Source organism: Bradyrhizobium sp. NAS80.1, assembly GCF_001908205.1.
Taxonomy (GTDB): Bacteria; Pseudomonadota; Alphaproteobacteria; order Rhizobiales; family Xanthobacteraceae; genus Bradyrhizobium.
The window spans coordinates 1-6,016 of the sequence record NZ_LGHL01000373.1; the positions used below are offsets into that span (position 1 = coordinate 1).

The 6,016-nt window shown below is 68.1% G+C and carries 5 protein-coding genes and 1 tRNA gene; 2 read left to right on the forward strand and 4 right to left on the reverse strand.

Annotated elements, in window-relative coordinates; translation table 11 throughout:
* Positions 1–122: 122 nt before the first annotated feature.
* The 4 genes from AC629_RS43535 to AC629_RS43550 form a co-directional block, all read right to left on the reverse strand.
* Positions 123–198: transfer RNA gene (locus AC629_RS43535), tRNA-Thr, on the reverse strand.
* A 99-nt stretch (positions 199–297) separates the two neighbouring features.
* A complete protein-coding gene (locus AC629_RS43540; RefSeq protein WP_084810743.1) occupies positions 298–2,058 on the reverse strand; it encodes a heme biosynthesis HemY N-terminal domain-containing protein in 1,761 nt (586 codons plus the stop codon).
* Positions 2,059–2,094: 36 nt separating this feature from the next.
* A complete protein-coding gene (locus tag AC629_RS43545) occupies positions 2,095–3,354 on the reverse strand; it encodes a COG4223 family protein (protein WP_084810744.1) in 1,260 nt (419 codons plus the stop codon).
* Positions 3,355–3,419: 65 nt separating this feature from the next.
* Positions 3,420–4,166, reverse strand: a complete 747-nt coding sequence (locus tag AC629_RS43550; protein WP_084810745.1) for a uroporphyrinogen-III synthase — start codon at positions 4,164–4,166, stop codon at positions 3,420–3,422.
* Between the two features lie 150 nt (positions 4,167–4,316).
* On the opposite strand from AC629_RS43550, the gene tsaD reads away from it, so the two are divergent.
* Together tsaD and AC629_RS43560 are read left to right on the forward strand one after the other, a co-directional pair.
* On the forward strand, positions 4,317–5,390 hold the full coding sequence (tsaD, locus tag AC629_RS43555; protein WP_084810746.1) for a tRNA (adenosine(37)-N6)-threonylcarbamoyltransferase complex transferase subunit TsaD: 1,074 nt from the start codon (positions 4,317–4,319) through the stop codon (positions 5,388–5,390).
* A gap of 2 nt (positions 5,391–5,392) precedes the next feature.
* Positions 5,393–6,016, forward strand: a 624-nt coding sequence (locus AC629_RS43560; RefSeq protein ID WP_168195752.1) for a 2-dehydropantoate 2-reductase N-terminal domain-containing protein, incomplete at its 3' end; no start/stop codon positions are given.

Sequence of the window (6,016 nt, forward strand, 5' to 3'; positions counted from 1 at the left end):
GGCTGGATCGACCCTGGAGTAAATGACCTTGCAACCAATCGGCAACCCGCTCGGCACGAGGTTGTCACCTATGTCTTAGGTACGATCTGTTACCGATGTCTTCGGTCTGGACACTGGGGCGCTGGTGCCGCAAGAGGGATTCGAACCCCCGACCCCGTCATTACGAATGACGTGCTCTACCGACTGAGCTATTGCGGCGAACCCTGCCGGGGCCCGGCGAGGCCGACCCCGATACGCGCGCTCCTGATATCGGGCATGGCCCGAATTGGCAAGGACAAGCGGGACGCGAAATGCGCCTCACGCACCCCAGCGGGACCAGAATCCGCGCCAGCCGCCGGCCTGGGCCTTCGGCGTGCCGATTTGTTCCGTAAATTCATCGCTCGGACCGTCGTCATCGATCCCGGGATCATCAGGGGCACGGACGATCGGGATGATGGCCTGGATCGGCGCCGGCGCAGGCTGGCCGAGGTCGGCGCGGGTCCGGAACACCGGTGTTGCCGCCGTCGGCGCTGATTCGGCCGGATCCGGGGCCGGTTTGGCCGGCTCAGCGGGCGTGACGACCAGCTCTTCCTTGACGGCTTCTTTGGCCTCGGGGGGCGAATTGTCCTGTGCAGTCGGCAGCGGATCCGGTGCAGTCACGGCCGGTTCCACCGGGCTTTCGCTCGAGGGTGCGGTCACCCGCTTCGGCGGCGGGGCCGCCAGCATGGCTTCCTCGAAGGCCGACGATTCGATCGTGGTTCCCTTGTCGGAAGGCAGGCTTGCAACCGGCGTCTGCCACTGGAAGGCGTCGAGGCGGCCGGTGACCGGGGAGATCGGGCGCCAGCGATCGCTGACATAGCCGTCCGCGGTCCAGGCCGGATCATGGCGGGCACGCACCGCGCGCAGCGTCCAGGCACGGGCGCGGCCGCTGTCGCCATGCTCAGTGCGCTCGACCTCGGCCATGAGCAGCGCCACGCGCTGGGTCGGATCGCTGACGTAAGGCGCCAGCACCTCGCGCGCGCGGGCGAATTCGGAAGCGTCGATCGCGGCGCGTGCGATCGCGAGTTGGCCCTCGATGTGGCCAGCCTTGGCGGCAGGCGTCTTGTCGTTTCTCTTGGCCGCGAGCGCCTCGACCCGCTGCAAGCGCTGCCGCGCAGAATCACCGAGCTTTACATGCGCGTAGGCCTCGGCGAGATCAGGGTGCGGATTGGCGAGCCAGGCGGCCTCGACCAGCTTCATGGCGCGGCGCACCTGATGCGCCTCGCTCTCGAACTTTGCCGCAAGCACCGCGGCCGGCACCAGGGTCGGCGCGAGCTTGACCGCCTCCATCACGCTCTCGCGCGCGACACCGCGGTCACTCGTTTCCAATTCCAGCGCGCGCGCCGTCAGCAGCACGCCGCGCTGGCGGCGATAGGCCTGTTTGTCGATCAGGCCCGCGGAGAGATTCGAATCGAGGATCGCGAGCGCGCCGCTCCAGTCGCCGCGGGCGCATCGGAAGCCGAGCACGGCATGCGAAGCCCAGGTCGAGGACGGCGACAGCTTGATCGCTTCCTCCGCGATCATCACCGCGCCGACCGCATCGTCGGCGCGCTGCGCCTCGATGAACAGGCCGCGCAGGCCGAGCAGGCGCGTGTCCTCGCGCTCGGCCATGGCGCGGAAGACGCGCTGCGCCTCGTCGCGCCTGCCTTCAAGCTGGGCGGATTGCGCGTGCAACAGAAGCGCGAGCGGATCATTCGGCGCATGCCGCCGCGCCGCTTCGGCGTGCCGGCGGGCGAGCGCGGTGTCGCCATGACCGATAGCGAGCAGGCCGTGGGTGATGGCGTGGCGGCCGCGGGCGTGGCGCTTTTCGTGACGGCGGCGGCGTAGACGTCCCGGCGTGCGCCAGATCGTGGTCAGGATGCTCCAGACGAGCACCACTACTGCGGCAAAAAGGCCCAGCAAAAGCACGAACCTGGGAAACGTCGTCGAGACGCGGAAACCGCCCCAGGTCAGGACGAAATCGCCGGACTGATCGGCAACCCAGGCCGCGCCGGCTGCCGCCAGCGCAATCAGGACGAGGAACAGGACGATGCGAAGCATGGCGATCCCTATTACGCGCTAGTTGTTGCGCGAACCTTATTGAGCAGGCTTGGTGAGATCCGCCATGGCATCGTCGGCGAATTTGCGGGAGGCGGCGAGTGCGGCGTCGCGGGCAGCGGCCTTGTCGAGCCAGGCCTGCGCCGGTGCACGATCGGGCTCGGGCAGCGTCTTCAGCTCGCGCCGGGCCTCCACGAAATCGTTGCGGAGCGCCGCGGCGGTGACCCGCGCGACGATGGCGCCGCGATCATTGCCAACGCCGTCGGTGCGCTCGATGCGGACAAGCTTCGACGCCCCGGCCTGCAGACGCTCGACGATGCCGGCGCCGCTGGCTGGTGCCTCCGCCGGCGGAGAGAGTTTGGGCACGATGTTGAGCAGCTCGCGGCTCAGCGCGACCGGTGTCGGAATGCCTGACGATGCGAATGCGTCGAGCGGCTTCAGCGCGTCGGGCTCGGCGGCAAGCGACCGCGCCGCGGCCAATTGCGATTCGTAGGGGTCGCCGTGGCGAACAGCGACGTCGAGCAGGGCCGCCGCCACCACATGGCGCAACGGCTGGTCATCCACCGTCTTGGCACTGGCGATCTTTTCGCCCTGCTGCGCGAGCTCGGCGCGCTCGGTCTTGCTGGCGCGCTCGAGCTGCGCGATGCGGTCGTTGAGGGCGGCAAGATCAGGCGCCGCAGTGCGCGGCGCAGATTTCACGTCGTTCAACGCGCTCGCAGTCTTGTCGGACTGCGCGCGCAAATTGGCGATGTCGCTGCGCAGGGTGCCAACGGATTTTTCCAGCGCGTCGATCCGCGTCGCCATGGCCGGATCGGCGGCGGGCTTGCCAGTCTTGGCTTCGACCGCAGCAACGCGACCACTCAGCGCGTCGACCGTCGCGCTTGTCACTTGCGGCGCGGCAGGGGGCGCCTCCACCGCGGGCCAGCCCAGCATCCAGCCAACCGCGAGCACGAGTGCCGCGGCCACTGCACCCGAGAAGGGCGCAATGACCCACGGCGAAATCGGCCGCGAAATCGGCGGCGACGCAGGCGCGGACGCCACGGAAGCCTGCTCCTCGACGGGGTCGGAGTAAGGCTCGGCCTTGATTTGTTCGGTGTTGGTCTCTTCGAGCTTGGTCTCTTCCGACGTGGCCCGCTCATCCGCGGCCTGCTCGCTCGCCTGCTGAGCCTCCGGCTCGCCCGCCACCTCCTGCGGCTGGGTCGAGACTTCTGCCGCCTCGAGGTCGATGGTGGGCGGGGCGCGCTTGGCACGGCCGGACTCGGGGGCCAATCCTGCGTCTTCAGGCTTGTCGTCGGCCATCGTGACGGTTCCTCACACTTGCGTACCCGGGGCGGACCCGATTGCGTCGGATTCGGCTCGACCTCTTACGCCAAACGGGTGCGCAAAGCACGCTCCAAGGTGTCGAACAGGGCATTTTCGTCCGGGGTCGCCGCCACCAGAACCTGCGACGCGCCTGCGTCGCGCAGCACGCCCGCGACCGTCTCGGACAGGCAGCATTGCGGGATCGCCAGCGCCGAGATTTCGACGCCTTCGTCCCGTGCCGCATCCAGAAAGGCCCGCGCGCTGCGCCGGGAGTAATGCAGCACGGCTTCGATCCCATGCGCGGCAAAGCCCTCGCAGACCTCGCGCGGCAATATCTTGACCGGCGCCATGCGATAGGTGGTCTGCGTGACCACGTTGAATCCTTCGGCGCCGAGTTCGCCACCGAGATCGCGCGACAGATCCGCGCCTGCAAGATAAAGCAACGAGCTCTTTTTCTTCAGCACCTTGTCGCGCGCGCTCTGCATCACCTTGTCGCGCAAGGCCACGGCATCGCCGCCGGCGACGATCACCTCGGCAAAGCCGGCGTCCCGCGCCACGGCGGCGGTGTGTTCGCCGACCGCAAACAGCGGAAGCTGCAAGAGGCCAAGGTCCCGCAATTGCGGTGCGACGGCGCGGATCGCGTTGGCCGACGTGACGATGACGGCGTCGTAGCCCGCCTCGCTCTCGTCGTGGAAAGCGACTGGCTCGAACTTGAGCACCGGCGCCAGCAGCACCACATGACCCCGCGCGTGCAGATTTTCCGCCGTCGCCTCATTGTCGGGATGCGGCCGTGTGACAAGAATGGACATCGCTTGTGTTCCCGGGGACGTGGCGGTGACGCATTCGCGAGGATGGCCGCGCGTGACGATTGCACAGGCCGACCCCGGAATGCTACCGGACGTACCAGAACTCTGCTTTACGGATGAGCGCAAGGGCGCAAATTGGATAACAATTCGCCAATGCTGGTACTGGGTATCGAAACCACCTGCGACGAGACCGCCGCGGCTGTGATCGAGCGCGCGCCTGACGGCAGCGGCAAGATCCTGTCCAATATCGTGCGCTCGCAGGTCGAGGAGCACGCCCGCTTCGGCGGCGTCGTGCCGGAGATCGCCGCCCGCGCGCATGTCGATCTGCTCGACGGCATCATCGACCGCGCCATGCGCGAGGCCGGTATCGGCTTCGCCCAGCTCGACGGTGTCGCGGCGGCCGCAGGGCCGGGCCTGATCGGCGGTGTCATCGTCGGGCTCACGACCGCGAAAGCGATCGCGATGGTGCATGACACGCCGCTGGTCGCGGTGAACCATCTCGAGGCACATGCGCTGACACCGCGCCTCACCGATGGAATCGAATTTCCCTACTGCCTCTTCCTCGCCTCGGGCGGCCATACCCAGATCGTCGCAGTCACCGGCGTCGGCCAGTACGTGCGGCTCGGCACCACTGTCGACGATGCGATCGGCGAAGCCTTCGACAAGGTCGCGAAGATGCTGGGCTTGCCTTATCCCGGCGGACCGCAGGTCGAGCGCGCGGCCGCAAATGGCGATGCCACGCGGTTCGCGTTTCCGCGGCCGATGCAGGGACGCCCCGACGCCAACTTCTCGCTGTCGGGATTGAAGACGGCGGTGCGCAACGAAGCGAGCCGACTCACGGAGATCACACCGCAGGACATCAGCGATCTCTGCGCAAGCTTCCAGGCCGCCGTGCTGGATTCGACGGCCGACCGGCTGAGTGTTGGTCTCAAGCTTTTCCACGAACAGTTCGGCGCGCCACGCGCGCTCGTGGCCGCCGGCGGCGTCGCCGCCAATCAGGCGATCCGCGGCGCCCTGCATGACGTCGCGCGACAGGCCAAGACGCAACTGATCATGCCGCCGCCTGCGCTCTGCACCGATAACGGCGCGATGATCGCATGGGCCGGCGCCGAACGCCTCGCGCTCGGTCTGACCGACACGATGGAAGCGCAACCCCGTGCACGCTGGCTGCTGGATGCCAATGCGACGGCGCCGGCAGGCTACGGCAACACGCGAGCGGGATTCTAGCGATGACCGCGTTCCAATCCGTCGCGGTGATCGGTGCAGGCGCCTGGGGCACGGCGCTGGCGACGGTGGCGGCGAGGGCAGGGCGGAGCGTGACGCTCTGGGCGCGCAATGCCGAACATGCGACCAGAATCGCATCGACACGCGACAATCCGCGGCTGCCCGGCGTGCGGCTCGTCGCGGAGATCGCCGTGACGAGTGATCTCGCCGTGGCCGCACGCGCCGACATGGTGTTGATCGCAACGCCCGCGCAGCACCTGCGCGGGGTGGTCAACATGCTGGCCTTGCATCTGGCGAAGCCGGTGCCGATCGTCGCCTGCGCCAAGGGCATCGAGCACGGCACCCACAAATTCATGACGGAAGTGATCGACGAGGCCGCCCCTCACGCGCAGCCGGCGATCCTGTCGGGTCCGAGCTTTGCAGACGATGTCGCGGGCGGCTTGCCGACGGCCGTGACACTGGCGGCGAAGGACGAGGCACTGGCCAGCAGCCTGGTGCAGGCACTGGGTTCGCCGACATTCCGTCCCTATCACTCCACGGACATTCGCGGCGTCGAGATCGGCGGCGCGGCCAAGAACGTGCTCGCGATCGCGGTCGGCATCGCGGTCGGGCGCAAGCTCGGCGCGTCC

Bases quoted from the DNA above. Each gene is read 5' to 3' on its own strand.
- AC629_RS43540 (WP_084810743.1), bottom strand. From the start codon at position 2,058: ATGCTTCGCATCGTCCTGTTCCTCGTCCTGATTGCGCTGGCGGCAGCC.
- AC629_RS43550 (WP_084810745.1), bottom strand. From the start codon at position 4,166: ATGTCCATTCTTGTCACACGGCCGCATCCCGACAATGAGGCGACGGCG.
- AC629_RS43545 (WP_084810744.1), bottom strand. From the start codon at position 3,354: ATGGCCGACGACAAGCCTGAAGACGCAGGATTGGCCCCCGAGTCCGGC.
- tsaD (WP_084810746.1), top strand. From the start codon at position 4,317: ATGCTGGTACTGGGTATCGAAACCACCTGCGACGAGACCGCCGCGGCT.